Genomic DNA, 26,245 nt, shown 5'->3' on the forward strand with positions numbered 1-26,245 from the left:
TATGGAAAAAAAAGGGAATATTTTGGGGAATAAGTGGGCGGCCGGGCCTTTGGCGCTGCTGTTTTTCCTGCTGTGGCACAGCCTGGATCTGAAAGCCTCTGTGACAGAAACAGGAAATACCTGGCTGTTTGGCTGGTATGCAGGGCTTGGGGCTTTGGTGCTTGCAGCGGCGGTTTTTCTGGGGTATGAGCTGTTTATCCGCAGGAAAATGACGCTGGAAGCCCTGTTTGCGGTTTCGGTGCTGTGTCTGGGCGGGATTTATTCCCTAGTGCTCCCGCCTCTTTCTGCGCCCGATGAGGTAAGCCACTATATCAGCGCCTATGAGTGTTCCAATCGTCTGATGGGGCTTCCTTCGGTCAATGAAAAGGGGCTGATCCAGATCCGGCCGGAGGACGCCTGGCTTGAAGATGTGGCGGATGTGCTGGCAGATGACGGAAGTGCTGAGGGCGGGGATGAAAAGCCCGTGATTTTAGGACAGAGCTTGACAGAAGAAACCTACAGGCGGATCCATGAAGAACGTTCCGGTGAAAACGAAGCTGTTCATCGGGAGAACGTTCAAAGTTCTTCTTCTCAGGGCGCGGGTCAGATGGCAAGCTCCTATCAGTTTTCTGTGCGGACCACTCCGCTGGCCTATTGGCCTCAGGCTCTTGGTTTTGTCCTTGCAAGGCTTCTGGGACTTGGAAGCCTGATCCTTTTGTATCTGGGACGTCTGTTTAATCTGCTCTTTTTTGCAGCCACAGGCTTTTTGACCTTAAGGCGGCTTCCCTTTGGAAAGACAGCCGTATTTGCCGTATATCTGCTGCCCATGAACCTCCATCTGGTGTCTTCTTTATCGTATGATGTGCTGATTACGGCCTTCTGCGGGTATTTTACGGCAGTCTGCATGGATTTAGCCTATAAGGCGGATAGGGTAAAATGGAAAGATGTGGTTCTTCTGGCATTTTTACTGGCAGTCATGGGACCCTGCAAGATGGTATACGGAGTGATCGCGGGGCTGTGCCTTCTGATCCCGGTGAAAAAGTTTGGGGGCTGGGGCCGGTGGACGGCTTCTGCGGCAGGGGTGCTGGGAGCCTTTGCGGCAGCCATGGCTGCAGTTAATCTGGGAACCGTTTCCATGTATACTCAGGCAGAGGACAGCTATATTGCCTGGGCCGGAGAGACGGGATATACCTTTGCGGAGCTGCTCCACCGTCCTCTTCATGTGCTGAAAATGTGTTATGACACGCTGGCGTGGAAGGGAACGCAGCTGTTTGAAGGAATGATCGGCGGCTCTCTGGGAAATCAGGATCCTGTTTTAAATACACCGACCGTGATCATATTGGCTCTGTGTACCATTTTAGTGGTGCTGGCGTTAAAAAAGCCGGGAGAAGAAGTGATGTTTTCCACAGGAAACAGGCTGTGGATCTGGTTTCTGGCGCTGCTGCTTTTAGGGGCGCTGATGTTTTCCATGCTGTTAGCCTGGACTCCCAGAAGCGCGTCCATGATTGAAGGCGTTCAGGGAAGATATCTGCTGCCCTTCCTTCCGGCGGTTCTGCTTACATTCCGCAGCAGCCGGGTGGTACGGACGGGAAGCGACGACAGAGGGCTGCTTTATGCGGTGATGATGATGGATCTGTATGTGGCGGTGCGGATTTTTGCGGTGGTGTGCCTGCGGCTTTAGAGAGAAGCAGCATAAACAGTTGCACCCTTGTGGATAACGTGGTAAAATTTCCTGATAGATGTGGAAAAGCGGCTTTCGGGCTGCTGAATGACTCAGGATGGATGAAAGAAGGAGAAAGAATCATGGGAAAGATCAAAGTGACAACATGTGAAATTGAAGGACTTTATGTAATTGAGCCTACGGTTTTTAAGGATGAGAGAGGCTATTTTATGGAAACCTATAACCAGAATGACTTTAAGGAAGCAGGCCTTAATATGACCTTTGTACAGGACAATCAGTCCATGTCCGTAAAAGGCGTTTTAAGGGGCCTTCATTTCCAGAAGCAGTATCCTCAGGGCAAGCTGGTACGTGCGGTAAGGGGAACGGTCTTTGACGTTGCCGTAGACCTGCGTTCCGATTCCAAAACCTATGGAAAGTGGTTCGGCGTGACCTTATCTGCTGAAAACAAGAAGCAGTTTTACATTCCGGAGGGCTTTGCACACGGTTTTCTGGTTCTCTCCGATGAGGCGGAGTTTGCCTACAAGTGCACAGACTTCTATCATCCGGGCGATGAGGGCGGCCTTCTCTGGAGCGACCCTGAGATCGGCGTAGAGTGGCCTATCGAGCCGGGAATGGAGCTGATCATTTCCGAGAAGGATAAGAAATGGAGCGGTCTTAAGGATACCTTTAAATTCTGACAGTGAAGGATACGGATTATGAATTATGCAGTTTCTCTGTTAAAGGAGATTATTACAAAGCGAAAGCTCATATGGGATCTTGGAAAGGCTGATTTCAGAAAACGGTTCGTGGGTTCTTACTTCGGTATTGTATGGATGTTTATTCAGCCCATTGTGACCGTAGTCATTTATGCGGTGATTTTCGGAATCGGTTTTAAGTCTCCGCCGCCTGTTCCTGGAGTCAGCTATGTGGCATGGCTGGTTCCGGGCATTGTACCTTGGTTCTTTTTCAGCGAGGCGTTAAACACAGGAACGGGCTGTCTTCAGGAATACAGCTATCTGGTCAAAAAGGTGGTTTTCAAAGTAGAGATCCTGCCGATCATCAAGCTGATTTCCTGTCTGCTGGTCCATGCCTTTTTCGTGCTGATCATGGCGGGAATGTACCTGATCGCCGGGATGCCGGTGCGCGTTACCTGGATCCAGGTTCTCTATTATACCTTTGCAGCCTCTGTGCTGGCGCTGGGACTGGGATATTTTACAGCTTCTGTCAATGTATTTTTCAAGGATATGGCTCAGATCGTGGGAATCTGCCTGCAGTTTGGCATCTGGCTCAGCCCCATTATGTATCATGAATCTATGTTTACAGACCGTATGCCCTGGATGGAACCGATTTTTAAACTGAATCCTTTTTACTATATCGTCACCGGATACAAGGACAGCATGATTACAGGCAACTGGTTCTGGGAGCGGCCGAAGCTGACGCTGTATTACTGGGCCTTCACCCTGATCGTACTTCTTTGCGGACTTAAGATGTTTAAAAAGCTCAGGCCTCATTTTTCCGATGTTCTGTAAGCGGATATGATAGGAAAGATAGGGATTGGCTGGAGACAGGGAGAGCGGGAAGGAACGATCGAGGCACAGGTGGTCTATTCCCGACGCCACAGTCTGGCACTGGAGATAAAGACGGATGGTCAGGTGATCATCCGTGCGCCGGAGGGCATTTCGGAAGGAGCGCTGATGGAGTTTGTACGAACCCGGCAGGAATGGATTCTGAAGAAATGGTTCGATTCGGAAACAAAGAGACGAAATCTGGCTCAGGTATTTCCACATGACTATGAGGAAGATCCAAAGCTTGAGGCGGCTTACCGCAGGAAGGCACGGGAGCGGATTGGGCAGAGGATTGCGTATTTTGCGGCTTTGATGGGAGTAACCTATGGGCGGATTTCCATCCGCAGCGCCAAAACACGCTGGGGAAGCTGCAGCAGTGAGGGGAATTTAAATTTCCACTGGAAGCTGGTGCTGATGCCACCGGAGGTTCTGGATTATGTGGTGGTTCATGAGCTGGCTCACCGAAAGGAGATGAACCATTCCCGGAAGTTTTGGGCAGAAGTAAAGAATGTGCTTCCCGATTATGAGAAGAGAAGAAAGTGGCTGAAAGAATTTGGAGGATACGTGTAGGTACCCTGATTTCCGGCTGCAGGACAATAAAAGAGGATTGAATGCTTCGTTTGACAGATATCGCAGCGAAGGGTTCAATCCTCTTATGTGTTTATGGTTTATTTGGATTTGGCAATGGCATTTTCCAGATCAGCAGGAGAAATGAGTCCTACGGTTTTATTTACGATCTCTCCTCTCTTGAAGTAGAGAAGGGTGGGAACGCTCATGACTCCGAAACGGGATGCCAGATCCATTTCTTCATCAATGTCTACCTTGTAGAAATGTACCTCCGGATGAACCTCTGCCATGCGTTCTACTGCGGGAGCCAGCATTTTGCAGGGACCGCACCAGGTTGCAAAGAAATCAACGACTACTACGTCGTCACCGGCATTTACTGCCTGGTCGAAATCAGCGGATGTGAGATGTGAAAGTGCCATATATATTACCTCCTGTAAATGTGAATTCGTTTTCTGTTGTATATAGGATACCACAGCCGCCCCTCTTTTTATGTGATAAAAGTCACGAAACAGAAAAAATATTTACAGAAGCTTCATAATGAGCTGCATGACAACTTCCGCCCCTCCGGAAAGAAGCATCACATGGATGGGATCCATTTTGAATCTTGCAAGAAGAATCAGGGAAAGCAGAAAGATTCCCACAGCTCTTATATTTGTACTGGAGAGAATGGCATCCAGATGGAGGGAGGAAATGTCATTTCCCCAGAATGCGGTAACCAGAATGCTGACTCCGGCAGCTGCGATCATGGCGATTACGGCAGGACGGAGGGATTTTAAAATGCCTTGAAGAAGGCTTAAACTTCGGTATTTTAAGTAAATTTTTGCCAGAATCGTTACAAGAATGCAGGAAGGGAGCACACAGCCGATGGTAGCTGCCAGCGCTCCGGGAACTCCGGCAATGCGGGTGCCTACAAAGGTTGCGGAATTGACTGCGATCGGGCCGGGGGTCATCTGGGAAATGGTGATCAGATCCGTAAATTCGGACTGGGAAAGCCAGGGATGAAGCTGTACTACCTGATTCTGGATCAGAGGCATTGCCGCATAGCCGCCGCCGAAGCTGAAGGCGCCAATCTGCAGAAAGCTTAAAAAGAGCTGTAAATAGATCATAAGGAACCGCCTTTCTTCTGTTTTTCACGGCTTAAGGTAGTGACGATACCAAGGCCGATGCACAGCAGGATAATGATAATGGCGCTGACGCCGAAGAAGTAGTTGGCAATAAAGGCCGCGGCCATGACAAGAAGGGGAACTGTCTGCTTTTCTTTTATAATGCCAGAGGACATTTCCCAGACTACCTCCATGATTACGGCTCCTACTCCGGCCTGCATTCCGTTTAACATCCAGCCCACATACTGATTGGAGCGGAAGGCGGCATAGCAGAGTGAAATCAGAGAAAGGATGGCAAAGGGAGGGATGACCGTTGCAAGAACGGAGGTCATGACTCCGGGAAGGCCTGCCAGCTTGTAGCCTACCACGATAGCCCCGTTGACTGCGATGGCGCCGGGGCAGGACTGGGCAATGGCTACCAGATCCAGCATCTCTTCCTCATCGATCCAGTGGTACTGATCCACAAAGGTTTTTTTCATCAGTGTTACAATTACATAGCCGCCGCCAAAGGTAAAGGCGCTGAGATAAAAGGTAGAAATAAAAAGCTTTTTTAAGATGACAGACCGCTTTTCATGATGGGATACAGCTTCCATGGGTGAACTCCTTTTAAAACGGGAAGTATTCCCGGTTATTTTGCCGGAAAATCCATCCGGCATTCCTACTATACGCCTTGCAGATACATATGTAAAATACTATAATATTATAATATATATAATGAAAATATTATGAATATACGAATCAGTGAAAGAAAGGAGAAGGATCATGACGCTGCGTCATTTAAGGATTTTTGTCACGGTCTGCGAGACAGGAAGCATGACTGCGGCAGCCCAGATACTCTATATTGCCCAGCCCGCTATCAGTCTGGCTGTTTCAGAGATGGAGGAGCATTACAAAGTTCGGCTCTTTGACCGTATTTCACGCCGTTTGTATCTCACAGACAGCGGGCGGCAGGCCCTGGAATATGCCAGACATATTATCGCGCTTTTTGACGAGATGGAGCAGGGGGTGGGAGGTGGCCAGGCGGCGAAAGAATTGCGGATCGGTACCAGCATTACCATCGGCTCCTGCCTGCTTCCCGGATATATCAGGGAGCTGAAGGAACGTTTTCCGTCGCTGACCGTACAGGCGGCGGTGGGAAATTCAGAGGCCATTGAGCAGAAGCTGCTTGAAAATCAGATCGATATCGGTATCATTGAGGGAATGGTTCACAGTCCCTATATCCACTGTAGGACCTTTCCCGGCGATCGGCTGGTATTTATCTGCCCTCCGGCCCATCCGTTTGCAGGGCATACCTTAAAATCGGCCGAAGAGCTGGCAGGACAGGATCTGATCCTGCGGGAGCGGGGCAGCGCGGGGCGAGAGGTTCTGGACGGGATTCTGGCAGCAGGGGAAATTTCTGTGAAGCCCTTATGGGAGAGCGTCAGCAATGAGGCGGTGCTGGAAGGGGTAAAAGCCGGTCTGGGCTTGTCGCTTCTTCCTTATTATCTGGTTCGGGACAGCCTTGAGAGCGGGCAGATTCAGGAGTTTTTTATAAGAGGGCTTGCACTGTCACGGAAGTTTTCCATTATTTACCATAAGAATAAATTCCTGACAAAGGAGGCCCGGGCTTTGATTGGGCTGGCGGTGGGGGAGGAAGAAGGAAAAGATAATACATCAGGCTATTGACAAAGCTGGTGCTGAAGTTAATCTCCGGCATCAGTTTTTTTGATAAAGATACACAAATAAATGAATGAATTCAGATGGTGTTTTGATGATTTGGCAAAAATTACCGTAACTATTTGCCGCAATATGTTTACTATTTGGAGGAAATAGATGTTATTGTAAATACATCAAAAGAGAGGAGGCTTTTATATGAAAATTTTAGCTATCACAGCATGTACTGCGGGGATTGCCCACACCTACATTGCAAAAGAAAAGCTGGAAAATGCAGCAAAGGAGCTGGGAGACAGTATAAAAGTAGAAACACAGGGATCTATTGGGGTAGAGAATGAACTGACTCCAGATGAAATCAGGGATGCAGATGTGATTCTTATATCTGCAGATATCCGGGTGAATAAGGAGCGATTTAAGGGAAAGGCTGTTGTGGAAATCCCGATCAGCACAGTTATGAAATCGCCTAAGGGAGTTATAAGCAAAATTCACGAAAAGTTGGGAAAATAGAATTGCATACAATAGGGGGAAAACGATAATGGCAAAACAAAGAAATGCGATGAAACATGTTATGACCGGTATTTCCTACATGATCCCGATCGTTGTAGCAGGAGGTATCTTAGGTGCACTTGCAAAAGCGTTTGGAGGCTGGAACATTGGCAGTGCGGTAGAAGCAGGAGCTACTCCATTTTCTAATTTAAATCCGTTCACATGGGTTGGATTCTGGTGGGGTGTAAATAAGCTGAGTTCTTATGCAATGGATTTTGCAGTGGCTGTTATGACAGCCGGTGTGTCATATTCAATTGCAGGACGTCCAGGCATTGTACCAGGTCTTGTGATTGGCTATTGTTCAGCGCAGTCGAAAGCCGGATTTTTGGGCGGACTGCTGATGGCATTTATCATCGGCTGGTTTGTTAACTGGATGAAGACCTGGAAGCTGCCGAAGTGGTGCGAGGGTCTCATGCCTGTTATGTTCATTCCGGTGTTGTCAACGCTTGTATGCGGCATGATATTCCTGTGCGTATTTTCTATTCCTTTGGCCTGGATCATGGATGTGTTCCAGAAGTGGATCATCTCCTTAAACGGCGGAGCAAAATCTGTTATTGGAGGGGTAATCGGCGCGTGTATGGGATTTGATATGGGCGGTCCTGTTAATAAGACGGCATCTATGGCGGCAAATGCATTGGGTGCAGATGGAATAAACGGACCGATGTGTGCAAAGATCATTGGCGGCATGACTCCGCCTATCGGACTTTTTATTGCAACTTTGATCAAAAAGAATAAATTTACGAAGACAGAACTTGAAACTGCCAAAACGGCTCTTCCGATGGGACTGTGCTTTATCACAGAGGGTGTACTTCCTTTTGCAGCGGCAGACCCCGCAAGATTTATTCCGTGCAGTATGTTAGGCTCTGCAGTAGCAGGTGCGATTGCAGTAGGAGCTGGATGTGAATCAGTAGCAGGTCATGGCGGGATTTTTGTAGTACCGATGATGACAAATCCCGGAATGTTTATGGCAGCTCTGTTTGCAGGTTCTATGGCAACAGGCATTGCTTATGCGTTCCTGAAAAAGGATAAGACTCCTGAGACTGTTGAGGAAGAAAATGTGGATATTGATCTGGACATTAACATTATATAAGAAAGAATGAGGATAAGATTATGCTGGTATCTATGAAAACAATTCTTGATGATGCAAATAAGAATTATTACGGCGTTATGGCCATGAACAGCATCAACATTGAAATGGCAAGAGGCGGCATTATGGCGGCGGAAGAGGAGCATTCTCCGATTATCATCCAGTTTGGCCCTGGTCAGATGAAAAATCACGCTCATATGGAGGAAATGATTCCGATTGTCAGAGAACTGGCTGCTAGAGTTCATGTACCGGTGGCGCTGAATCTGGATCATGGTTCAGATTTTTATGTGATCACAGACTGTATCAATGCAGGCTTTACGAATGTAATGTTCGACGGTTCCTCTCTGCCTTATGAGGAGAACGTCAAAAGAAGTGCGATCATCAGCGCTCTGGCTCACGGAGCAGGCTGCTCTGTAGAGGGGGAACTGGGACATGTGGGTCAGGCAGCTGCCTCTGATGATACGGATGTAGATCTGTATACTAACCCAGATCAGGCACTGGATTTTGTGACAAGAACCGGTGTGGATGCTCTGGCCGTGGCGATTGGAACGGCACATGGTGCATATCCAAAGGGAAAAATTCCCAAATTGGATTTTGAACGTCTGCATCTTCTGAAGGAGACATTAAAGATGCCTCTGGTATTGCATGGCGGCTCCGGTTCTGGAGAAGAAAATTTAAAGAAGGCAGTTGCAGGAGGCATTAACAAGATCAATGTTGCAACAGATGCATTTGAGGCAGCAAAGCAGGGGATGGTGAATGCTTTGCAGGAGGATCCAAAACTTGATTATTTGCACTTATGTATGGCGGCAGAGGAAAGTGTAAAGCAGTTTGTAAAGGCATATATGAAGGTAATTGGTTCCAGCGGACGTTATATATACGGAGAGGCTGTGTCAAAAAGCCGCGAATAAATGGGTAAGCCCGGGATTTCGGGCTTACAGTCTTACAGGCGAAGATGGGTTATGGTGGATAGATGAAGCAGGATAAAAATTTACTTTACAATAATCGGATACTTAACTGTCTTTTGAATGAGAAAATCTATACCACGTTAGAAATTGCCAGTAAGGTGGGATTATCTGAAAAAACAGTTCGGACCAGACTGAATGAGATCAATGGCTGGATGGAACAGAATGGTTTTGGGAAAATTCAAAAAAGGCAGGGAGCAGGGATCTGGCTGGAGTGCAGTGAAGAGGAAAGACAAAATCTGGAGAAATATCTGGACGGAAATGGCAGCCTGCCTTGCGAGTTTTCCATGAATGACAGTAAAAAACAGCTGATAGGGACTCTTTTAAAACTGAAGCCCGGAGAGATAACGACACTTCAGTACATAGCAGACAGTTTGTATTTAAGCTCGCCTACTGTAGGAAAGCTTTTAAGAGAGGTTTCCTGCTGGTTTGAGGAACGCGGTCTTAAGATTGTTTCCATGCGCAGAAAAGGCTTTTGCCTTGAGGGAAGTGAATACAGCTTTCGGATTGCGATACGGGATTATATGATGGATATGATGCCTGGAGCATGGGATGCGCTGCTTGAAACATTTGCGCCGCGGATTGATACATCGCGCATCTGGCGGATCATTGTGGAGGCGGAAAACGCATGGCGAATCGAACTGGCGGACAATTCATTTAAAATGGTCTGGCTCATGACCTGTCTTTCACTGGCCAGGAACGGTTCGGTAAATATGGGGTTGTCTCCGGCTGATATGGAGGATATTCAGAATCATAATGAATATTCGTTTGCAGAGTCGATCTACCAGAGAATTGAAAAAGTATACCAGATCGGCATTTCGGAAGAAGATGTAATGATTTTGGCAATTCTCCTTCTGACTGCAAAAAAAATAAAGAGCTTTACAGGGCTTCAGAATCGTGAGTATACAAAAAAGTATGACAGGGATTTAGAGAAATTTGTGAAAATGGTTATCGATATGATCGGTACTGTTTTAGCAGTCGATCTGTCGGATGATGAAATTTTGCAGGAAAGTCTTCTTTTGCATATGAGATCAGCGATTTTTAGAATGAAGTATTCTACAGCAGCAGGAAACAATATAAGCAAATATGTGAAAGAGGAGTATAAGCAGACATTTCTTGCTACCTGGTCGACCAGCAATCTGTTTGAAGAATATTATGATATTCAGGTGACGGAAGATGAACTGGCGGGGATTGCACTTTATATTCAGGCAGCGATTATAAGGCAGAAGAAAGGATTCCCGCTTACAGCCCTTTTATTGAGCGATAAGGGATTGGCGTCCAGTCAGCTGGCTGTGGAGATGGTAAAATACAATATTCCAGAAATCTCAGATATTCAGGTAGCGGGTTCTCATGATTTTTCTTTAGCTATGTACAGGGATAGAGATATTATTATCAATATGTCTGATATGGAAGTGGATGACGAGCGGGTTGTTTGTGTTGGAGGCCGTTTGAATGAGCAGGCTGTTAAGCTGGTTCGTCAAAAGGCGAAGCATATCTTCAGTTATAGAGAAAAACCGGAATTTCATTTCAGCAGTTTATGCCATCAGTTGTTTGAAGTGGATTTATTTTTTATTCATCCGAAGATAACAGATAAAGATGAGCTCATTACTATGATGGTAAAAAAGATGGAAGAAAAAGGGGATGTTACGCCTAATTACCTTTCCAGTGTGTTTGACCGGGAACGGGCTACAACAACCTGTATCGGACGGGGTGTTGCAATTCCCCATGGAAATATGGCAGAGATTAATGAGCCACGGATCGCGGTAGCTATATTGGATACGCCGATTCCATGGTATGAGGATATGGTCGATGTAGTGTTTTTACTGGCAGTAAAAATGACGTCAAATTTTGAGGTAAAGCGGACGAAACAGTTTTATAAGGATTTCCTTCGTTTGACAGATGACGATGAAACGCTGGCGGCGATGAAGACCAAGAACTCTGCATTTGAGTTATATCAGTATTTTATAAAGTGAGGAGAAGCAGTATGGCAGTAAAAGAAATCCTGGATAAACGTGTGATTGACTTAGACATGGATGCGATAGATAAGGATGGTGTTATCCGTCATCTTGCAGGGCTGTTAAAGGCCGCGGGATATGTAGAGGATCTGGAAGGATATATCAGGGATGTATATCTGCGTGAAAGTGAAGGGATTACAGGAATTGGAGGACATGTGGCGATTCCTCACGGAAAATCTGATTATGTAGATCAGGTGGGGATTGCTGTGGGGAGAACCAGAGAGAGGATTGAATGGGAGTCCTATGACGGAGAACCTTCCCAACTGTTTTTTTTATTTGCGGTTCCATCAGACAGCAAAGGGGCTAAGGATCATTTGAAACTGATCGCAGAGCTGGCCGGAAAGCTGGGAAATGATGAAATAATGAAAAAACTGCAGAATGCTTCTACCTATGAAGAGTTGGTTGAGGCATTTTCATAGAGCTGGAACGTTTCAGCAGATAAGGAGAACATACTATGGCAGCTTCATTTATGATGCCGGGGAAAATTATCAGTGGAAGAGGGGCTCTGAAAGCAGCGGGAGAACTGCTTCCTGCTGTTGGAAAAAAGGCGCTGATCGTAACAGATCCAACAATGGAAAAACTTGGGAATTTAGAAAAAGTCACGGATATACTGGATCAAAAAAAGATTGCATATGCTGTGTTTTCGGGGATTTATGGAGAGCCGGATGATGGGATGATAAAGGAGGGGCTGCTCTGCTACCAAAAAGAAAACTGTGATTTTCTGATAGGACTGGGAGGCGGAAGCCCTGTAGACGCCATGAAAGCAATTGCGATGCTGGCTGTGTGCGGCGGGAATCCAATTGATTATATGGGTATGAATATAGATCAGCCGCTTCCCTTTATGGCAGCAGTGCCGACAACTGCGGGAACAGGATCAGAAGCAACCCAGTTTACGATCATTACAGACCGCGCAACGCAGGTAAAGATGCTTTTGAAAGGGCCGTCTCTGATTCCGGATCTGGCAGTTATCGATCCGCAGTTTACCATGACGGTGCCGCCCAAAATTACCGCAGCAACCGGCATAGATGCATTGACTCATGCGATCGAGGCCTATACTTCCAAAAAGGCGCAGCCTTTGTCGGATACATTTGCACTTTCTGCATGCCGAAGGATTTTTGATAACCTGAGAACTGCATGGGAGCAGGGAGATCATGAGGATGCACGGATCCAGATGTCACTGGCTGCATTGGAAGCAGGGATTGCATTTAACAATTCCTCGGTGACTTTGGTTCATGGCATGAGCAGACCGATTGGGGCGCTGTTTCATGTTCCCCATGGAATTTCTAATGCAATGCTTCTGAATATATGTCTTCAGTATGCGGCAGAGGGAGCAAGGGAACGCTTTGGAGCAATTGCAGTAGCCTGCGGCTTTGCCGGAGCGGAGGAAACAAGGGATACAGCCTGTGAGAAACTGCTTTCTCAGGTAGAAATGCTTCTGCATGATATAGAGATTCCGACTTTGGAAGAATATGGGATCGATCGGGATTGTTTTATGGAGTCAGTTCCCAAAATGGCTTCCGATGCAATGGCCTCAGGAAGCCCTTCCAATACCCGAAGGAATTTGGATGCAGATGCCCTGGAGAGGCTTTACCGAAAGCTCTGGCAATAAGGAGGAAACTATGCAGTATATAACATTTGATGAATCAAAGCCATTAGATCTGATTCTGCTGGGGCGTATTGCCATTGACTTTAATCCTTTAGATTATTATAAAACTCTGGCAGAGAGTGAGACTTTTAAAAAGTATGTGGGCGGTTCGCCGGCGAACATTGCGGTGGGATTGTCCAGGCTTGGCAAAAAATGCGGTTTTTTTGCCAGGGTGTCAGATGACAGGTTTGGAGAATTTGTAACAGATTATTTTAAGCGGGAGGGAATTGACGTATCTCATGTGAAAACATGTGAGAACGGAGAGAGCCTTGGGCTTACCTTTACAGAAATCCTGAGCCATGAGGAAAGCAGTATTTTGATGTATCGGAATGGTATTGCAGATCTGTCGCTTAGCCCGGAAGATATTGATGAGGAATATATCAGGCAGGCAAAAGCGGTTCTGATATCAGGCACTGCTCTGGCGGCCTGCCCGTCCAGAGAGGCTGCATTAAAAGCAGTATATCTGGCCAGAAAAAATGGGGTTCGGATCATTTTTGATATTGATTACCGCGCATACAACTGGAAGAACATGGACGAGATTGCGTTGTATTATTCATGTGTAGCCAGAGAAAGCGATGTGATTCTGGGCTCCAGAGAAGAATATGACTTAACGGAACGCTTTCTTGGTCTGGATGGAACGGATGAGTCAACTGCCAGATACTGGAGTTCTCAATGTGCATCAGTGGTAGTAATCAAACATGGAAAATCAGGCTCAACAGCTTATACCGGGGATGGAAAATCCTATTCGATCCGTCCGTTTCCGGTAGAGGCGCTGAAGGGGTTCGGCGGAGGTGATGGATATGCGTCCAGTTTCCTCTATGGCCTGTTTCAGGGATATGAAATTATGGACTGTCTGGAACTTGGTTCTGCGTCTGCCTCCATGCTGGTTGCATCTCATGGCTGCAGTGCAGACATGCCTGTGCTTTCGGCTCTTCAGGAGTTCATCCGCAGGGAAAAGGAACAATATGGCGATATGGTTGCGAGAGTAGAGTGACAAATATGGAAAAGAAAATGATAGGAAAATCCGGACTGGAAGCCAGTGCGTTGTCTTTGGGGTGCTGGGCCATTGGAGGAGGAGAATGGTGGGGAAACAATGATGACCAGATATCCATTGATACCATATGCCGGGCAGTACAGCTGGGTGTAAACTGGATTGATACCGCCAGGGTATATGGGTTTGGACACAGTGAGGAGGTAGTCGGAAAAGCACTGAAATTATTACCGCGCAGGAAAATGATTCTTTCTACAAAGTGCGGGATTCAGTGGTATGACGACGGCGGAGAGCTTCATTTTATGAAAGAAGGACACGCCGTACGGCGAGACCTTGCGCCAAAGGCCATCAGGCGTGATCTGGAACTCAGCTTAAAGACCATGGGAACGGAATACGTGGATGTCTATTATACACACTGGCAGTGCAAAACCTACGGACTGGTTCCGATAGAAGAGACGATGGAAGAACTCCTGAAAATGAAACAGGAGGGAAAGATCCGTGCGATTGGCGCATCTAATACTGATTTGCAGATTTTAGAGGATTATATTCGCGCGGGACAATTGGATGTGATTCAGGAAAAGCTGAGCATTTTAGACCGCAAGAGCGAAGAATTGCTTCCTTTCTGTGAAGAGCACGGCATCATGCTTCAGACATACTCCCCTATTGAACAGGGGCTTTTGGCAGGAAAAGCATCTGATAATTATGTTCCGAAACCGGGAGAAGTGCGGGATGGGAAAACATGGTGGCGTCCAGAAAATATACGCAGAGTGAATGGGATGCTGGCCGGATGGAAGGACCTGACGGAAAAATATCAGTGTACATTGGCGAACCTCTGTATAAAATGGAATTCCATGCTTTCGTCAAATATCAATGTGCTTTGCGGCGCAAGAAAGGTTTCTCAGATTGAGGATATTGCCAGCTCGCTTGATATTGCCCTTTCAAAAGAGGACTTTGAGCGGATGAAGCAGGATGCAGACGCAGTGAGAAAACAACAGTAATTTTATGAAAATAATAAAAGTGAGGAAAACGATATGAAAATTGCAGTTTTAAACGAATTCAGTCAGGCGCCAAAGAACAATATTATTGTAAATGAACTGAAAAAAGTAGTAGAGCCAATGGGGCATGAAGTTTATAATGCGGCTATGGAAGTTCCGTTAAGTACCGAAGACGTACCGGAAGCATACACAGAAGAAAATCCCCGTTTGACTTATCTGCATTTAGGAATCCAGGCAGCTCTGCTTTTGAATTCCGGAGCAGTTGATTTTGTCATCACCGGCTGCGGTACCGGACAGGGAGCCCTGATGTCTTTGAATATGTATCCAGGCGTTGTATGCGGATACTGTATTGAACCGACAGATGCATATCTCTTTTTACAGATCAATAACGGTAATGCATTATCAATTCCCTATGCGAAGGGATTTGGGTGGGGAGCAGAACTGAATTTAAACAATATTTTTGCCAGAGCATTTGGATCTCCCAAGGGAATGGGATATCCAGATGGCAGGAAAGAGGCACAGAACAGAAATGCAACTCTGCTGTTTGATATGAAAAAACAGGTTGCAAGACCGCTTCTGGACGCATTAAATGCTGTGGATGTACAGCTTGTAAAAGAATGTATGATCCCGCGTTTTCTGGATTGTTTCTATGCAGGCTGCAAGGATGATGAACTGAAGGCGTTTGTGGACAGGATTGCAGCAATGAAATAAAAAGCATTCTGTAAGGCGCGATTGTTTTCACAGATGTTTTCTCAGCAGCAGATACACATCATGACGGGGGATCTATTGCACCAGAAAAGCCGGGCGCATAGGCTCCCGTCTGTTTTATGAAAAATGCAAATTTGTGTTTTCACGGCAGATATTTAAGGGGAGATTATCATGATAAAAAATTTTACGGATCTGACAGGAAAGAAAGCAATCGTAACAGGGGGAGCACAGGGACTGTCACGCGGGATGGCAGAAGGATTGATGCAGGCAGGTGCAGAGGTGTGCATTATTGATATCAATCCGCGCACAGAGCAGACGGTACAGGAACTGAAGTATCAGGGATTTTCCTGTTGGGGAGTTCGTGCAGATCTCGGAGATGCAGAGAGTTTAGAGTGTGGTTTTCAGTCAGCCGTAGAAAAATTAGGCGGTCATCTGGATATCCTTGTGAATGGCGCAGGTGTTCAGAAGCGCCATCCTTCAGAGCAATTTCCGTATGAGGACTGGGAATTTGTAATAAATATCAATCTGAATGCAGTATTCCGGCTTTGTCAGATGGCAGGGCGCCAGTTTATGGAACAGAAAAGTGGCGGAAAAATTATAAATATTGCGTCGATGCTGTCTTTTTTTGGCGGTTATACTGTTCCGGCATATGCGGCGTCAAAGGGCGGAGTGGCGCAATTGACAAAGGCATTGTGTAATGAATGGGCTGGAAAAGGGATTCAGGTCAATGCTTTAGCGCCAGGATATATGGATACAGAAATGAATACCGCATTGACTGATAAGACAAATCCAAGATATAAAGAAATTACAGACAGGATTCCCGCTCATGTCTGGGGAACTCCGGAAGATATGAAGGGACCATGCGTTTTCCTGGCATCTTCAGCGTCTGATTATCTGAACGGTGCGATCATTCCGGTAGACGGTGGATATCTGGTAAAATAATTATACAAACATGAGGGGAGAAATGATACATGTCAGTTGCAGCATCCATTTATTTACCGCAGTTTACGATCGGAGAAACTGCTTTTGATGGATTTAAAAATGAAATGGGGAAATTTGGGAATCGTGTAGCGGTGATCCATGGAGAGCGGGCGTGGAAGGCCTCCAGTCAGTACATTTTACCGGCTTTGGAAAAGGCGGAACTGTCAGTAACAGGGACTGTGCTCTATGGTCATGAAGCGACCCATAGGAATGCAGAACGGATTACAGAAGATCCATGTGTAAGAGAGGCGGATATGCTGCTTGCTGTAGGCGGAGGAAAGTGTCTGGATACGGTGAAGCTGGCAGCAGACCATTTGGGCAAACCTGTTTTTACAATTCCGACAATTGCTTCTAACTGTGCTCCAATCACCAAAATCAGTATAATGTATCATGAGGATGGTTCTTTTTGCGATATCCCACGGTTGGCTCAGGTTCCGGTTCACTGCTTTATTGATCCCAGAGTGATATTGGAGGCACCTGTTTGCTATTTCCGGGCCGGAATCGGAGATGCCATGGCAAAATTTGTGGAATCTCAGTGGTCTGCAAAAGCAGGGGAGCGGCTGGACTATGGAAGTGAACTGGGCATTACATCTGGAAGCATGTGTTTCTATCCGATGCTGCGGGATGGTGAGAAGGCCCTGCATGATCTGGAAAAGAAGCAGGTGACAGAGGAACTGGAAAATGTAATTTTAAATATTGTAATTTCTCCGGGAATTGTTTCTGTGTCTGTTCACCCACATTACAATGGAGGAATTGCCCATGCATTATTTTATGGTTTGACCAGCAGAAAACATATTGAGGAAAATCATCTGCATGGGGAGGTTGTTTCTTACGGGACGCTGGTCAGTCTGATGCTGGATAAAGATTTTGAAAAACTTTCAAACGTTTATGAATTTCATCAGGCGATTGGTCTTCCGGTATGCCTGGCGGATCTGGAACTGGAAAAGGAGGATCCCATGAATGATATTCTCAGTGTGACCATGGCGAATCAGGAACTGACACATACGCCTTATCCGGTGAATGCAGATGATATACGAAATGCAATGCAGAAACTTGAGGTTTTTCCTGCTGCACATTAAAATTTTCGGTACACGATAGTGGTGTGCTACCCATCAGGAAGACAATGAAAAATAATAATTTTTCTTCCGTCAGCCAGTAACTGGCTGGCGGTATTTTTACGCTGCCTGCAATGCGAGTTCATGGAATTCCATTGGATCATTATCAACACAGTGTGCCACTCTGGATATACTCTGTTTCATAGGGTGCTTTTTCAGATGGTTGCAAAACGCCGGGCTTGTATATTGAAATCCTCTATCCGAATGAAAAAGCGGATGCGCATCCGGTTCTGAAAACACCGCCTCGTCAAACGTATCCATTATAAGGGCATTATCATCACGGATTTGTCGGTATCCCATATCTGTCTGGAGGTGATGAATCCTTTTGATCAAATCTACAATCGGTTTATTTTTATGCTCGCTTTCACCCTTCGGATACCTCAGCCAATGATAATAGGCAGAACGGCTGATCCCAAGGCAGCGACACATCTGTCTGACCGGATATCCTTTTGTTTCAGCCAGTTTCCTGACTGCCTGATATTCACATAATTTATGTATTAGCGAAAACGATGCCCCCTTTCTAATTCCCTTATTTTTTCCGGACATAAAATACCCCCAAGTAGGTTTTTATATATTTTAGTGTCTTACTTGAGGGTATCATATCACTGTTAAGGCGGTTTTTATTCTTTTTACCAGTATAAAAATTTGCCATTGTATGATATACTTATTCTTAAAGTGGAAAACTATGCAGTTATGCGACTAGATATGGAGAACGATATGGAAGTAAGAGAACAGGAAAATGCCATCAGCGTCCGGGACGTGACCAAGGTCTACCGGCTGTATGACAAGCCCATTGACCGTTTAAAGGAATCGATGAGCATTTCCCATAAAAATTATCACAGGGACTTTTATGCTTTAAGCGGACTTTCCTTTCAGGTAAAGAAGGGGGAAACCGTAGGGATCATCGGTACAAATGGTTCCGGAAAGTCTACCATTTTAAAGATTATCACCGGAGTGCTGACGCCAACCACCGGGCAGGTGGATGTAAACGGCAAGATTTCCGCCCTTTTGGAGCTGGGAGCCGGTTTTAATATGGATTATACGGGAATTGAAAATATCTACATGAACGGCACCATGATGGGCTATACGAAAAAGGAGATGGATGCAAAGCTTCAGGATATTCTGGATTTTGCTGAAATCGGAGATTTTGTCTATCAGCCGGTAAAGACCTATTCCAGCGGTATGTTTGTCCGTCTGGCCTTTGCTCTTGCGATCAACGTAGATCCTGAAATTCTGATCGTAGATGAGGCTCTGTCGGTAGGAGATGTATTCTTCCAGTCCAAATGCTACCGCCGGATGGAGGAGATCCGCAAAAAGGGCACGACCATCCTGATGGTTACACACGATATGGGAAGCATTATCAAATACTGTGACCGGGTGGTTCTGCTTCATAAGGGCGAATTTATCGCTGAAGGGCCTGCGGGCAAAGTGGTGGATATGTATAAGAAGATTCTGGCCGGAAAGCTGGAGGAGCTGAAGGCGGAGCTGGCAGCAGGAGTCCATAAAACGGATCAGCAGTCCGGCACAGAGGATGACCTTTCAGATTTCTCAGGCGGTATGGACGTAGACGGCCTTGTTGATGCACAGCTGGCAAAAAAAACATTTCTTGACAACCATGAGAGCGCCGGAACAACAAATCAGCATCCCAAGGGGCTGATGCGCGACCAGATGACGATCAATTCAGACCGTACGGAATATGGCGACGGACGAGCAGAAATCTATGACCTGGGTCTTTTAGACGCCAGAGGTAATATTACAAATCTCCTGTTAAAAGGAGAGATGTTTACTATCCGTGAATGCATCCGTTTCCATGCGGATATTCAGTCGCCTATTTTTACCTATACCATTAAAGATAAAAAGGGAACCGAGCTTACAGGCACCAACACCATGTTTGAGGGAGCGGATATTCAACCGGTGAAAAAGGGCGAGGAATATGTGGTGGAATTTACCCAGAAGATGACCCTTCAGGGCGGTGAGTACCTGTTAAGCATGAGCTGTACCGGCTTCGAGGCCGGAGAGCATACGGTATACCACCGTTTATATGATGTGACAAATATTACTGTTATTTCCAATAAAAACACTGTGGGCGTTTACGATATGGAATCCCAGGTGAAAGCGGAAAAGAGGAAAGCAGATGAATGATATAAGCTATGAGATTCTGGATCTCTTAAAAAAATACGGCTCCGATCCGGAGGGGATTCAGAAAATCCTTGAAAATGACAGCCGTCCGGAGGTGCTGTATGCTCTTTCCGATGTCCGGAAAAATCTTTTCGACTGGATGGAGCTGGAAAAATGTGAAAATGTACTGCAGCTGGATTCCGGCTATGGGGTTCTCACCGGATTGTTTGCAGAGCGCTGCGCCCATGTGACTGTAACGGACCGCAGGGATGAAAATCTGGTGGTGAATGAGCAGAGAAACAGCAGTGCGGACAATATTTCCTATATAAAAGAAATCGATTGGAAGAAGGAAGACCACAGAGCAGCTTACGATCTTGTGGTTTTAGAATCTTCCCGCCCGGACATGGACTTAAAGGCCGTTGTAAAGGAGGCTTCTCAGTATGTAAAACAGGGAGGCCGTCTGGTGTTTTCCTGTGAAAATGCCCTGGGACTGTGCTTTTTATCTGGTGCTGTCCATGATGAGGATGAGAGTGCATTTACCAAGGGAGAACTGGAGGCGGCTTTTCGTGAGGCAGGCCTTGAAACCGTAGAATTTTATTATCCCATGCCGGAGTATAAGCGGGCTCAGACGGTGTATTCCGACCGGTATCTTCCCGGAAAGGGCGATATTCCCCATGTGACCGCAGTCTATGACCGCCAGCGCTGGGCCTGCATCCATGAGGATGAGATTTCCGATAAGCTGGTTCAGGAAAAGGCCTTTGGACTTTTCGCCAATGCCTATCTGGCAGTGGCCTCTAAGGAGCAGGAGCCCTTTGATACGATTTTTGCAAAATATAACCGGACCAGAAAACCTCAGTTTCAGATCCGCACCCGCATTTTAGAAGAAAATGGAAAGCGATATGTGGAAAAGGCTGCTCTTACAGAGGCATCCGGAGCACATATTGGTTCTATGGAGGAAAAGCATGAGAAGCTCTCCAAGGTAAATCCTGAAGTTCGTGTGCTGGAACCGCATTTTTCTGAGGATAAGCAGGCGGTACGGTTTGAGTTTCTTACAGGAAAGACGCTGGCAGAGGAGCTTGGCGGGCAGATCCGGGGAAAGAAGGCTCCGGTTGAGGCAATTCAGGCAGCGATGGAACAGGTCTTCTCAAAGGCAGCCCTGCGCCCGGAGTCCTTTTATGTGACACCGGAATTTCTGGAGGTGTTTGGAAGGAATCCGGCAGAAGATTCACAGGACAGCGCTTCGGGAGAATTGGAACAGCAGCTGTCTGCCCTGTCGGATGCTTCCTATGCAGTCAGCAATATTGACGGCCTGTTTGAAAATCTGATGGTAAGCGGCGGCAAGCTGTACTGCCTGGATTATGAATGGGTCTTTGATTTCCCTGTTCCGGCAGGTTTTGTCTGCTATAGGAATCTGGTTTATTTCTATTATAAATATGAAGGCCTGATGGACTATGAAAATGCAGCTGATTTCCTGAAGGAATTCGGAATCGGGGAAGAACTGTCCGGGCTGTATGCTGCCATGGAGGAATCCTTCCAGTCCTGGGTACACGGAGACGGCACTCAGGGGTATATGGGTAATTATAAACAGCGTCTGGTGACCTTAGAGGAATTAAAGGCCCAGGAAAAGGAACTGGATCAGGCCAGAGAGCGGATCAACCAGCTTCAGGAAGAGGTGGAGGAGCGCAATATTCAGGTGAAAAAGGATCAGGAGATTCTGCGCCTTACCAATAATCATGTAAAGAACCTGGAAATCATGATTAAGGATCTGCGCCATGAGATTGACGAGCTGGGTAAGCTTGCCACCTATTTGAATGGTCATGAAGCGGCTGTATACAAGCTTCGCAGAAAGCTGGGTGTTCAGGTCAATAAGGCATTCCCAAAGGGAACCAGAAAGCGCAAGGTATTGAACTACTGCTTCCATACGGTGCGCCACCCTGCAAGATACATGAAGATGTATGCCACCAAAGAGGGCCGCAACCTGATTGAGGGTGATTTTAAGATTGGCGAGGGCTATCTCACCGGAGGCCACCTTTCCTTCCCGCAGTATCCGGGAGAGGGAAAAGAGGGAAAAAATGGCTGGGAAGGGCCCTTAGTCTCCATTGTGATCCCCTGTTATAACCAGATCCACTACACCTATGCCTGTCTTCAGTCCATTCTGGAATATACGAAGGACGTGACCTATGAGGTCATCATTGCAGATGATGTGTCAACAGATGCAACGGCGGAAATCAGCCGTTTTGTGGACGGGCTGGTGATCTGCCGCAATCAGACCAATCAGGGCTTTTTAAGAAACTGCAACCAGGCGGCAAAGGCAGCCAGGGGCAAATATATCATGTTTTTAAATAATGATACCAAGGTGACGGAAGGGTGGCTATCTTCTCTGGTGAAGCTGATCGAATCCGACCCGTCTATCGGTATGGTAGGCTCCAAGCTGGTGTATCCGGACGGACGTCTTCAGGAGGCCGGAGGCATTCTGTGGAGCGACGGCTCCGGCTGGAACTATGGGCGGCTGGATGACCCAGATAAGGCAGAGTACAACTATGTAAAGGACGTGGACTACATTTCCGGCGCCGCCATCCTTTTATCCGTTCAGCTCTGGAAGCAGATCGGCGGCTTTGACGAGCGGTTTGCTCCTGCCTACTGTGAAGATTCTGATCTGGCCTTTGAGGTGAGAAAAGCCGGATACCGGGTGGTATATCAGCCTCTATCCAAAGTCATTCATTTTGAAGGGGTGTCCAACGGTACGGATGTAAACGGTACGGGCCTGAAGCGGTATCAGGTGGAAAACAGCAAAAAGCTTCGGGAAAAATGGGCGGATGAGTTTAAGCGTCAGTCTGTCAATGACGGAAATCCCAATCCATTCAGGGCAAGGGAGAGAAGCCAGGGTAAAAAGGTGATCCTGGTAGTGGATCACTATGTGCCTACCTTTGATAAGGACGCAGGCTCCAAGACCACCTATCAGTATCTGAAAATGTTCCTGAAAAAGGGCTATGTGGTAAAATTCCTGGGAGACAACTTCCTCCATGAGGAACCCTATTCCACGGCTCTCCAGCAGATGGGAATTGAGATCCTCTACGGGGATGACTGGGCTTCCGGTATCTGGGACTGGCTGAAACGGAATAAGGATGAAATTGATTTTGCCTATTTAAACCGGCCCCATATTGCCACAAAATATGTGGACTTTATTAAGGAAAATACGAATATCAAAGTGATTTATTACGGCCATGACCTTCATTTCCTGCGTCTGGGACGGGAGTATGCTCTTACAGGCGATATTTCAATCAAGCGTGAGGCTGATTACTGGAAAGCCATTGAGCTGTCCATGATGCGGAAGGCGGCCATTTCCTATTATCCGTCCTATGTGGAGGTAGATGCCATCCACAAGATTGACCCGGAAATCCCGGTAAAGGCCATTACAGCCTATGTATACGATGAATTTCTTGCCAATATCCAGGAGGACTTCGCAAAGAGAGAAGGACTGCTCTTTGTAGGCGGATTTGCTCATCCGCCCAATGCGGATGCAGTGCTGTGGTTCGCACAGGAGATCTTCCCGCTGATCCGGGAAAAACTTCCGGAGATAAACTTCTATGTGGTAGGCTCCAAGGTTACGGATGAGATAAAGGCCCTTGAGCAGCCTGGAAACGGAATTATCATAAAGGGCTTTGTAAGTGAAGAAGAGCTGGCTGAGCTGTATGCCTCCTGCCGCATCGTAGTCGTTCCCCTGCGGTACGGGGCCGGCGTAAAGGGCAAGGTGGTAGAAGCCATCTACAACGGAGCGTCCATTGTCACAACCGGCACTGGAGCCGAAGGAATCCCGGAGGTAGAAACCATACTGGAAATCGAGGATGATCCGGCTGCATTTGCAGAAAAATGTGTATCTCTCTACAACGATCCTGCCCGCTGCCGGAGTATGTGTCACGCCACTCAGGACTATATCCGCAGACACTTCAGCCTCGAAGGCGCATGGAAGGTGATAGAGGAGGACTTTCGCGACAGCAGTGAGCAGTGCAGCCATGCAGAATTTCACGTTGAAAAGTAAGCTCGCTTACTTTTCGACGGGGAAAGCTGCATGGCTATAGGGCGAACGCCCGCGACCGAGGAAACGCGCAGCGTTTTCGAGGTCAGCACTGAGGAATTTAAGTATACATTTAAGGAGAACAAAATGCAGGCAATACTTCTCGCCGGAGGTCTGGGCACCCGTTTACGCAGCGTAGTAAGCGACCGTCCCAAGCCAATGGCTCTCATACAGGAAAAACCATTTATGGAGTACGTTACCAGAGAACTGGTGCGAAACGGCGTCAGGGATATTATTTTTGCCGTAGGCTATAAGGGCTCCATGGTGGAAGAATATTTTAAAGACGGCAGCGATTTTGGCTTTCATGCAGCTTACGCCTATGAGGAAACTCTCCTAGGCACCGCAGGGGCCATTAAAAATGCCGGAAAATTCATTACAGAGGATCGTTTTTTCGTTCTCAATGCAGATACCTTTTACCAGATTGACTATACAAGACTGGTAAGGCAGCAGGATGAGCAGCAGCTGGACATGGCGCTGGTGCTGCGCAGAGTGCCGGACGTATCCCGCTATGGTCAGGCTGTTTTAGATGAAAAGGGCATCCTTACAGGCTTTAATGAAAAGACACAGGAGGCAGAATCCGGCACCATAAACGGCGGTATTTACCTTATGAAAAAAAGCCTTTTAGACGAGATTCCGGAGGGAAAGGTATCTCTGGAAAATGACAGGATTCCCTGCTGGCTGTCAGAGGGAAAGCGGCTGGGCGGCTTTGTAAATGACGGTTATTTCATTGATATCGGTATTCCGGAGGCTTATTTCCAGTTCCAGAGGGATGTAGAAACAGGCGTTGTCCGGTAGGTAAGAAACGGAAGGAGAAAAATATGGTAATCAGAGGCAGAGCACCCCTGCGGGTCAGCTTCGGCGGAGGCGGCACGGATGTAGCCCCTTTCTGCGAGGAGCAGGGCGGCGCAATTATTGGGAGCACCATCAATAAATATGCCTACTGCTCTATCGTACCCAGAGAGGACGATCAGATCATTGTCCATTCTCTGGATTTCGATATGACAGTAAAGTACAATACAAAGGAAAACTACGTCTATGACGGCCGTCTGGATTTGGTAACAGCGGCTCTTAAGGCGATGGAGATCAGCCAGGGCTGCGAGGTATATTTACAGTGCGACGCGCCTCCCGGCTCAGGCCTTGGAACCTCCTCTACTGTGATGGTAGCCATGCTTACGGCTATGGCAAGATGGAAGGGGATCATGATGGACGCCTATGCCATGGCGGATCTGGCCTATCAGGTGGAGCGGCTGGATTTAAAGATTGACGGCGGCTATCAGGATCAGTATGCGGCGGCCTTCGGCGGCTTTAATTTTATTGAGTTCCACGGCAGAAACAACGTAGTTGTAAATCCCTTGAGAATCAAAAAGGACATTATCCATGAGCTGCAATACAACCTTTTACTGTGCTATACGGGAAATATCCATGTATCTGCCAACATTATCAGGGATCAGGTACAGAATTACGAGAAAAAGGATGCCTTTGAGGCCATGTGTGAGGTAAAGGCCCTGGCTTATGCCATGAAGGACGAGCTGTTAAAGGGAAACCTCCACAGCTTCGGAAAACTCCTTGACTATGGATGGAAAAGCAAAAAGCGCATGAGCAGCAAGATCACCAATCCTCAGATTGATATGCTTTATGACGAGGCGATCAAGGCCGGAGCCCTGGGAGGAAAGCTCCTTGGAGCCGGCGGTGGCGGTTATCTTCTCATGTACTGCCCATACAATGTGCGCCACAAGGTAGCGGCCCGTATGGAGCAGGCAGGAGGCCAGCTGGCAGACTGGAATTTTGAACTGCGCGGAGCCCAGAGCTGGGTGGCAGACGAGGAGCGCTGGAAGTACGATCAGGTAAAGGTCCATATGCCAAATAAGATCTATACCTTTGATCTGTAAGCAGGAATGAGATATGGAAAAAATTGTATTTTTGGACCGGGACGGCACGCTGAATGAAGAGGTAAATTATCTGCACCGTCCGGAGGATATGCATCTGCTAGCCGGGGTGCCGGAAGCTTTGAGAAGGCTTAAGGAGGCCGGATTTAAGCTGGTGGTGGTCACCAATCAGGCCGGGGTAGCCAGAGGATATTATACGGAAGAGGATGTAAAAGTCCTTCATCGGTATATGAATGAGCTGCTGGCGGCAGAGGGGGCCGAAATAGACGGCTTTTATTACTGTCCCCACCATCCGGTTCACGGAATCGGGAGCTATAAAAAGGAGTGCAGCTGCCGGAAACCGGGAATCGGTATGTTTTTGCAGGCAGAAGAGCGGTTTACAGCAGATAAGTCCCATTCCTATATGATTGGAGATAAGCTTTTAGACACGCAGGCGGGGAAGAACTACGGTGTGACCTCCATTCTGGTAGGAACGGGATATGGGAAGGAGCTTTATGAAGCCAGTCGGGCGAAGAAGGATGAAGCGCCCTCATATGATTATTATGCAGAGAATCTGCCCCAGGCTGCGGACTGGATTTTAAGGCGGCAGTAAAG

At 47.1% G+C, this 26,245-nt stretch carries 25 protein-coding genes; 21 read left to right on the forward strand and 4 right to left on the reverse strand.

Annotated elements, in window-relative coordinates; translation table 11 throughout:
• Window position 1: 1 nt before the first annotated feature.
• The 4 genes from ACZM6M_RS00320 (at window position 2) to ACZM6M_RS00335 (ending at window position 3,774) form a co-directional block, all read left to right on the forward strand.
• Window positions 2-1,660 carry a DUF2142 domain-containing protein gene (locus ACZM6M_RS00320; protein ID WP_489489323.1) on the forward strand — a complete coding sequence of 553 codons (1,659 nt, stop codon included), beginning with the start codon at window positions 2-4 and terminating at the stop codon, window positions 1,658-1,660.
• A gap of 122 nt (window positions 1,661-1,782) precedes the next feature.
• Window positions 1,783-2,337: a dTDP-4-dehydrorhamnose 3,5-epimerase gene (rfbC, locus tag ACZM6M_RS00325; protein WP_066545911.1), complete on the forward strand. Its 555-nt coding sequence runs from the start codon at window positions 1,783-1,785 to the stop codon at window positions 2,335-2,337.
• An 18-nt stretch (window positions 2,338-2,355) separates the two neighbouring features.
• Window positions 2,356-3,168 carry an ABC transporter permease gene (locus ACZM6M_RS00330; protein ID WP_317438592.1) on the forward strand — a complete coding sequence of 271 codons (813 nt, stop codon included), beginning with the start codon at window positions 2,356-2,358 and terminating at the stop codon, window positions 3,166-3,168.
• Window positions 3,169-3,174: 6 nt separating this feature from the next.
• On the forward strand, window positions 3,175-3,774 hold the full coding sequence (locus ACZM6M_RS00335) for a M48 family metallopeptidase (RefSeq protein WP_489489325.1): 600 nt from the start codon (window positions 3,175-3,177) through the stop codon (window positions 3,772-3,774).
• Window positions 3,775-3,872: 98 nt separating this feature from the next.
• On the opposite strand, the gene trxA is transcribed toward ACZM6M_RS00335, so the two are convergent.
• Genes trxA through ACZM6M_RS00350 form a run of 3 tightly spaced genes read right to left on the reverse strand, consistent with a single transcriptional unit; the run spans window position 3,873 to window position 5,467 of the window.
• Window positions 3,873-4,232, reverse strand: coding sequence for a thioredoxin (trxA, locus tag ACZM6M_RS00340; protein ID WP_407408207.1), 360 nt, complete (start codon window positions 4,230-4,232; stop codon window positions 3,873-3,875).
• Window positions 4,233-4,292: 60 nt separating this feature from the next.
• Window positions 4,293-4,877, reverse strand: coding sequence for a chromate transporter (locus ACZM6M_RS00345; protein ID WP_066545930.1), 585 nt, complete (start codon window positions 4,875-4,877; stop codon window positions 4,293-4,295).
• Window positions 4,874-5,467: a chromate transporter gene (locus ACZM6M_RS00350; protein WP_066545933.1), complete on the reverse strand. Its 594-nt coding sequence runs from the start codon at window positions 5,465-5,467 to the stop codon at window positions 4,874-4,876. The genes ACZM6M_RS00345 and ACZM6M_RS00350 overlap by 4 nt, the downstream gene beginning before the upstream one ends.
• A gap of 169 nt (window positions 5,468-5,636) precedes the next feature.
• Between ACZM6M_RS00350 and ACZM6M_RS00355 the strand changes: the two genes are divergently transcribed.
• The 12 genes from ACZM6M_RS00355 (at window position 5,637) to ACZM6M_RS00410 (ending at window position 17,536) form a co-directional block, all read left to right on the forward strand.
• Window positions 5,637-6,539 (forward strand): LysR family transcriptional regulator, encoded by a 903-nt coding sequence (locus tag ACZM6M_RS00355; RefSeq protein ID WP_489489327.1) that lies wholly within the window; start codon window positions 5,637-5,639, stop codon window positions 6,537-6,539.
• 186 nt (window positions 6,540-6,725) lie between these two features.
• Window positions 6,726-7,034 carry a PTS fructose transporter subunit IIB gene (locus ACZM6M_RS00360; protein ID WP_417046127.1) on the forward strand — a complete coding sequence of 103 codons (309 nt, stop codon included), beginning with the start codon at window positions 6,726-6,728 and terminating at the stop codon, window positions 7,032-7,034.
• A gap of 28 nt (window positions 7,035-7,062) precedes the next feature.
• On the forward strand, window positions 7,063-8,163 hold the full coding sequence (locus ACZM6M_RS00365; RefSeq protein WP_417046128.1) for a PTS fructose transporter subunit IIC: 1,101 nt from the start codon (window positions 7,063-7,065) through the stop codon (window positions 8,161-8,163).
• Window positions 8,164-8,183: 20 nt separating this feature from the next.
• Window positions 8,184-9,068, forward strand: a complete 885-nt coding sequence (locus ACZM6M_RS00370) for a class II fructose-bisphosphate aldolase (protein WP_417046129.1) — start codon at window positions 8,184-8,186, stop codon at window positions 9,066-9,068.
• Window positions 9,069-9,130: 62 nt separating this feature from the next.
• Window positions 9,131-11,095, forward strand: coding sequence for a BglG family transcription antiterminator (locus tag ACZM6M_RS00375; RefSeq protein ID WP_417301258.1), 1,965 nt, complete (start codon window positions 9,131-9,133; stop codon window positions 11,093-11,095).
• 11 nt (window positions 11,096-11,106) lie between these two features.
• Entirely contained in the window at window positions 11,107-11,556 is a 450-nt protein-coding gene (locus tag ACZM6M_RS00380) for a PTS sugar transporter subunit IIA (protein WP_417046110.1), read from the forward strand.
• A 35-nt stretch (window positions 11,557-11,591) separates the two neighbouring features.
• Window positions 11,592-12,746: an iron-containing alcohol dehydrogenase gene (locus tag ACZM6M_RS00385; protein ID WP_418496401.1), complete on the forward strand. Its 1,155-nt coding sequence runs from the start codon at window positions 11,592-11,594 to the stop codon at window positions 12,744-12,746.
• 10 nt (window positions 12,747-12,756) lie between these two features.
• Window positions 12,757-13,776: a 5-dehydro-2-deoxygluconokinase gene (gene iolC / locus ACZM6M_RS00390; protein ID WP_417046112.1), complete on the forward strand. Its 1,020-nt coding sequence runs from the start codon at window positions 12,757-12,759 to the stop codon at window positions 13,774-13,776.
• 5 nt (window positions 13,777-13,781) lie between these two features.
• Window positions 13,782-14,771 (forward strand): aldo/keto reductase, encoded by a 990-nt coding sequence (locus ACZM6M_RS00395; RefSeq protein ID WP_417046113.1) that lies wholly within the window; start codon window positions 13,782-13,784, stop codon window positions 14,769-14,771.
• Between the two features lie 33 nt (window positions 14,772-14,804).
• Entirely contained in the window at window positions 14,805-15,479 is a 675-nt protein-coding gene (locus ACZM6M_RS00400; RefSeq protein ID WP_418496402.1) for an RpiB/LacA/LacB family sugar-phosphate isomerase, read from the forward strand.
• Window positions 15,480-15,647: 168 nt separating this feature from the next.
• Window positions 15,648-16,418, forward strand: coding sequence for an SDR family oxidoreductase (locus ACZM6M_RS00405; protein ID WP_418496403.1), 771 nt, complete (start codon window positions 15,648-15,650; stop codon window positions 16,416-16,418).
• Window positions 16,419-16,447: 29 nt separating this feature from the next.
• Window positions 16,448-17,536, forward strand: a complete 1,089-nt coding sequence (locus ACZM6M_RS00410) for an iron-containing alcohol dehydrogenase family protein (protein ID WP_484073851.1) — start codon at window positions 16,448-16,450, stop codon at window positions 17,534-17,536.
• A 96-nt stretch (window positions 17,537-17,632) separates the two neighbouring features.
• On the opposite strand, the gene ACZM6M_RS00415 is transcribed toward ACZM6M_RS00410, so the two are convergent.
• Window positions 17,633-18,118 carry a helix-turn-helix domain-containing protein gene (locus ACZM6M_RS00415; protein ID WP_489489332.1) on the reverse strand — a complete coding sequence of 162 codons (486 nt, stop codon included), beginning with the start codon at window positions 18,116-18,118 and terminating at the stop codon, window positions 17,633-17,635.
• A 171-nt stretch (window positions 18,119-18,289) separates the two neighbouring features.
• Between ACZM6M_RS00415 and ACZM6M_RS00420 the strand changes: the two genes are divergently transcribed.
• The 5 genes from ACZM6M_RS00420 (at window position 18,290) to gmhB (ending at window position 26,243) form a co-directional block, all read left to right on the forward strand.
• Window positions 18,290-19,714: an ABC transporter ATP-binding protein gene (locus tag ACZM6M_RS00420; RefSeq protein ID WP_296035699.1), complete on the forward strand. Its 1,425-nt coding sequence runs from the start codon at window positions 18,290-18,292 to the stop codon at window positions 19,712-19,714.
• Window positions 19,707-23,729: a glycosyltransferase gene (locus ACZM6M_RS00425; protein ID WP_489489334.1), complete on the forward strand. Its 4,023-nt coding sequence runs from the start codon at window positions 19,707-19,709 to the stop codon at window positions 23,727-23,729. Before ACZM6M_RS00420 ends, ACZM6M_RS00425 begins: the two co-directional genes overlap by 8 nt.
• A 123-nt stretch (window positions 23,730-23,852) precedes the next feature.
• Entirely contained in the window at window positions 23,853-24,560 is a 708-nt protein-coding gene (locus tag ACZM6M_RS00430) for a nucleotidyltransferase family protein (protein ID WP_066545948.1), read from the forward strand.
• A gap of 23 nt (window positions 24,561-24,583) precedes the next feature.
• Window positions 24,584-25,654 carry a GHMP family kinase ATP-binding protein gene (locus tag ACZM6M_RS00435; RefSeq protein ID WP_066545950.1) on the forward strand — a complete coding sequence of 357 codons (1,071 nt, stop codon included), beginning with the start codon at window positions 24,584-24,586 and terminating at the stop codon, window positions 25,652-25,654.
• Window positions 25,655-25,667: 13 nt separating this feature from the next.
• Window positions 25,668-26,243, forward strand: a complete 576-nt coding sequence (gene gmhB, locus ACZM6M_RS00440; protein WP_337433544.1) for a D-glycero-beta-D-manno-heptose 1,7-bisphosphate 7-phosphatase — start codon at window positions 25,668-25,670, stop codon at window positions 26,241-26,243.
• Window positions 26,244-26,245: the final 2 nt, after the last annotated feature.

The sequence above is a fragment of the Enterocloster sp. genome (genome assembly GCF_057861365.1).

Excerpts from the sequence above, each read along its gene's own strand:
- ACZM6M_RS00415 (WP_489489332.1), bottom strand. The coding sequence starts at position 18,118 with ATGTCCGGAAAAAATAAGGGAATTAGAAAGGGGGCATCGTTTTCGCTA.
- rfbC (WP_066545911.1), top strand. The coding sequence starts at position 1,783 with ATGGGAAAGATCAAAGTGACAACATGTGAAATTGAAGGACTTTATGTA.
- ACZM6M_RS00395 (WP_417046113.1), top strand. The coding sequence starts at position 13,782 with ATGGAAAAGAAAATGATAGGAAAATCCGGACTGGAAGCCAGTGCGTTG.
- ACZM6M_RS00405 (WP_418496403.1), top strand. The coding sequence starts at position 15,648 with ATGATAAAAAATTTTACGGATCTGACAGGAAAGAAAGCAATCGTAACA.
- ACZM6M_RS00375 (WP_417301258.1), top strand. The coding sequence starts at position 9,131 with ATGAAGCAGGATAAAAATTTACTTTACAATAATCGGATACTTAACTGT.
- ACZM6M_RS00425 (WP_489489334.1), top strand. The coding sequence starts at position 19,707 with ATGAATGATATAAGCTATGAGATTCTGGATCTCTTAAAAAAATACGGC.
- ACZM6M_RS00350 (WP_066545933.1), bottom strand. The coding sequence starts at position 5,467 with ATGGAAGCTGTATCCCATCATGAAAAGCGGTCTGTCATCTTAAAAAAG.
- ACZM6M_RS00320 (WP_489489323.1), top strand. The coding sequence starts at position 2 with ATGGAAAAAAAAGGGAATATTTTGGGGAATAAGTGGGCGGCCGGGCCT.
- ACZM6M_RS00360 (WP_417046127.1), top strand. The coding sequence starts at position 6,726 with ATGAAAATTTTAGCTATCACAGCATGTACTGCGGGGATTGCCCACACC.
- ACZM6M_RS00435 (WP_066545950.1), top strand. The coding sequence starts at position 24,584 with ATGGTAATCAGAGGCAGAGCACCCCTGCGGGTCAGCTTCGGCGGAGGC.
- ACZM6M_RS00420 (WP_296035699.1), top strand. The coding sequence starts at position 18,290 with ATGGAAGTAAGAGAACAGGAAAATGCCATCAGCGTCCGGGACGTGACC.
- ACZM6M_RS00330 (WP_317438592.1), top strand. The coding sequence starts at position 2,356 with ATGAATTATGCAGTTTCTCTGTTAAAGGAGATTATTACAAAGCGAAAG.
- iolC (WP_417046112.1), top strand. The coding sequence starts at position 12,757 with ATGCAGTATATAACATTTGATGAATCAAAGCCATTAGATCTGATTCTG.
- ACZM6M_RS00355 (WP_489489327.1), top strand. The coding sequence starts at position 5,637 with ATGACGCTGCGTCATTTAAGGATTTTTGTCACGGTCTGCGAGACAGGA.
- ACZM6M_RS00430 (WP_066545948.1), top strand. The coding sequence starts at position 23,853 with ATGCAGGCAATACTTCTCGCCGGAGGTCTGGGCACCCGTTTACGCAGC.
- ACZM6M_RS00335 (WP_489489325.1), top strand. The coding sequence starts at position 3,175 with ATGATAGGAAAGATAGGGATTGGCTGGAGACAGGGAGAGCGGGAAGGA.
- ACZM6M_RS00385 (WP_418496401.1), top strand. The coding sequence starts at position 11,592 with ATGGCAGCTTCATTTATGATGCCGGGGAAAATTATCAGTGGAAGAGGG.
- ACZM6M_RS00365 (WP_417046128.1), top strand. The coding sequence starts at position 7,063 with ATGGCAAAACAAAGAAATGCGATGAAACATGTTATGACCGGTATTTCC.
- ACZM6M_RS00370 (WP_417046129.1), top strand. The coding sequence starts at position 8,184 with ATGCTGGTATCTATGAAAACAATTCTTGATGATGCAAATAAGAATTAT.
- gmhB (WP_337433544.1), top strand. The coding sequence starts at position 25,668 with ATGGAAAAAATTGTATTTTTGGACCGGGACGGCACGCTGAATGAAGAG.
- ACZM6M_RS00345 (WP_066545930.1), bottom strand. The coding sequence starts at position 4,877 with ATGATCTATTTACAGCTCTTTTTAAGCTTTCTGCAGATTGGCGCCTTC.
- ACZM6M_RS00400 (WP_418496402.1), top strand. The coding sequence starts at position 14,805 with ATGAAAATTGCAGTTTTAAACGAATTCAGTCAGGCGCCAAAGAACAAT.
- ACZM6M_RS00410 (WP_484073851.1), top strand. The coding sequence starts at position 16,448 with ATGTCAGTTGCAGCATCCATTTATTTACCGCAGTTTACGATCGGAGAA.
- ACZM6M_RS00380 (WP_417046110.1), top strand. The coding sequence starts at position 11,107 with ATGGCAGTAAAAGAAATCCTGGATAAACGTGTGATTGACTTAGACATG.